Origin of the sequence: Actinosynnema sp. NPDC023658 (assembly GCF_040639995.1) — a bacterium.
GTDB lineage: Bacteria > Actinomycetota > Actinomycetes > Mycobacteriales > Pseudonocardiaceae > Actinosynnema.
In genome coordinates, this window is record NZ_JBFAAX010000281.1 from 5,362 (window position 1) to 7,664 (window position 2,303).

A 2,303-nucleotide genomic window follows, 5' to 3' on the forward strand; every position below is an offset into this window, starting at 1 on the left:
GGAGCCCGAGCACGTGGTGTTCGACGAGCCGACCACGTTGCTGGACCTGCGGAACAGGCGCCTGATCGGCAAGCTGATCCAGGACCTGCCGCAGCGGGTCGTCGTCGTGTCGCACGACCTGGAGCTGATCACGGGGTTCGACCGGGTGATCGTGTTCGACGGCGGCCGGGTGGTCGCGGACGGCCCGCCCGAAGAGACCGTCGCGGCCTACGTCGCGATGCACCCGCCGCTGTAGCCGGGGCCCGTCCGGATCGGATGTCCTCTTCGCCGGAGGAGCCGGGAAGAATGCGCGAAGCGCGCCGACGCCGTGAATCCTCCCGGAAGTGGTGATTGCCCGCGACCGCCGCGCTCCATTCGACCGGAGGGCGGGATCACGGCTCGGGGCGCTGCTTGATCCCGGCGGCCAGGAGGTCGACCAGCTCCGCGATCCGCGCCGCGCGCACCTCCGGGCGGCGCTTGGTGCCGTCGACCCACCGCAGGTAGGCGCGGCGGTAGAACTGGGCCAGCGAGTCGAAGAACGCGGCGGCCCGCGGGTTGGCGTCGAGCGCCGCCGCGAGGTCGTCGGCCAGGTCGTCGCGCTGCGGACCCTCGGGCGACAGCACGACCTCGACCCGGTCGCCGGGCCCGAGGTCGTGGTCACGCCGCCAGGAGGTGGTGAGGACGAGACCGCGGTCGGTACCGAACCGCCCGACGACGCCTCGGATGCGCACCCCGTCGACGGTGCCCGCGACGTGGTGCCGCTCCTTGGCGCCCCACACCTCGTCGGGGTCGAGCGGAACGGGCACGAACAGCCGGCCGCGGTCGTCCTCGCGGACCTCGACGGTGAACCGACGCGTCGTCACGGGTGCTCCGCACCGACCAGCCGGGCGAGGAGGGCCACCTGGTCCGCGAAGTGCTCCAGGAACCCGGCGGAGCGCGGATCGGTGTCGCAGACGCCCTCGATGACGTGCGGCAGGGTGGTGGGCGCCATGGCGGCGGCCATCAGCATGACCAGCAGGCAGGACGGGTCCACCTCGGCGGGCAGCCGGCCGGACTCCTGCAACGCCCGCAGCTCGTCGACGCTCTCGACGAGCATCCGGGTGCGCGACGCGCGGTCCGGGTCCTCGTCCGGGCCGGTGTACTGCAGGCCGCTCCACGCCAGCAGCCGCGGCCCGTCCGGGTTGTGCAACGCCTCCAGGGCGTGACGCCGCAACTGCTCGGGCAGCGGCGTGCCGGGTGGCGTCAGCTCGCGCTGCCGCTGCTGCCACTGCTGCGACATGACCTGGTACAGGCCCTCTTTGCCGTTGAAGTAGTAGGAGATCAGCTGCACGTTGACCCCGGCCCGGGCGGCGATCGCGCCGACCCGGGCACCCGCGTAGCCGTGCGCGCCGAACTCGACCGCAGCCGCCGCCAGGATCGACGCACGGGTCTGCTCCGGGTCGCGCTGCCGCTGCTGCGGTGCGGGCGACCGGCGGGGTTTCGTCGGCACGGGGAGGACCTTAACACCCGCTCACCAGCGCTATCAAATGAACGATTGACACAATCAAACGAACGTTTGAAACTGGTCGGGCGACGCACCGTGCGGCGCGGAACGGGGGGACGACATGCCGGGGACCAAGCGGATCCTCATCGCCGGCGCGGGCATCGGCGGGTTGGCGCTCGCGCACGCCCTGCGACGCGGCGGCCTGGAGGTCGTCGTGTACGAGCGGGATCCCACGCCGAGCGCCCGCGACCAGGGCTACCGCCTGCACATCGACCGGAACGGCAACGCCGCGCTGCGCGCCTGCCTGTCGGCGGAGGCGCTCGACCTGGTGCGCCGCACCAGCGGGGTCAACGACGACGTGGTGGCTGCCTACACCCACCGACTGGTCGAGGTGATGACGCAGACCTTCCCCGGCGTCACCGACGACCTCATCACCTGCGTGGACTGCGACACGTTCCGGCGGGGGCTGCTCACCGGCCTGGGCGACGACGTCGGGTTCGGACGCGCGGTGACCGGCTACCGGATCACCGAGGCGGGGCGGGTGCGGGTCGAGTTCGCCGGCGGCGGCGCGGACGAGGGCGATCTCCTGGTCGGCGCGGACGGCGCCTGGTCCGCGGTGCGCCGGCAGCTGCTCCCGCACGCGACCGTGCGCGACCTGGGTGTCCGGTGCGTCTACGGCCGCCTCCCGATCGGCCCGGCGACCGAGGACGTCATCCCGAGCACGATCAGCCACGGGTTCTCCTGGGTCTCCGACGACACCGGGTGCGGCGCCGGGTTCGCGCCGGTGCGGTTCCGCACCCGCCCGGCGCACGCGTCGGACTCCCTGAGGGTCACGCTCGTG

The 2,303-nt window shown here is 73.0% G+C and carries 3 protein-coding genes and 1 pseudogene; 2 read left to right on the plus strand and 2 right to left on the minus strand.

What is annotated here, in order from left to right:
- Positions 1-235: pseudogene (locus AB0G02_RS23805) on the plus strand (ABC transporter ATP-binding protein); the annotation flags it as partial.
- Positions 236-371: 136 nt separating this feature from the next.
- Here the strand turns inward: AB0G02_RS23805 and AB0G02_RS23810 are convergent.
- Entirely contained in the window at positions 372-842 is a 471-nt protein-coding gene (locus AB0G02_RS23810) for a YdeI/OmpD-associated family protein (protein WP_360797674.1), read from the minus strand.
- The gene (locus tag AB0G02_RS23815; protein WP_360797675.1) at positions 839-1,468 is read right to left on the minus strand and encodes a TetR family transcriptional regulator; all 630 of its coding nucleotides are present in this window, start codon (positions 1,466-1,468) and stop codon (positions 839-841) included. The genes AB0G02_RS23810 and AB0G02_RS23815 overlap by 4 nt, the downstream gene beginning before the upstream one ends.
- A gap of 115 nt (positions 1,469-1,583) precedes the next feature.
- On the opposite strand from AB0G02_RS23815, the gene AB0G02_RS23820 reads away from it, so the two are divergent.
- Positions 1,584-2,303, plus strand: a 720-nt coding sequence (locus AB0G02_RS23820) for an NAD(P)-binding protein (RefSeq protein WP_360797676.1), incomplete at its 3' end; no start/stop codon positions are given.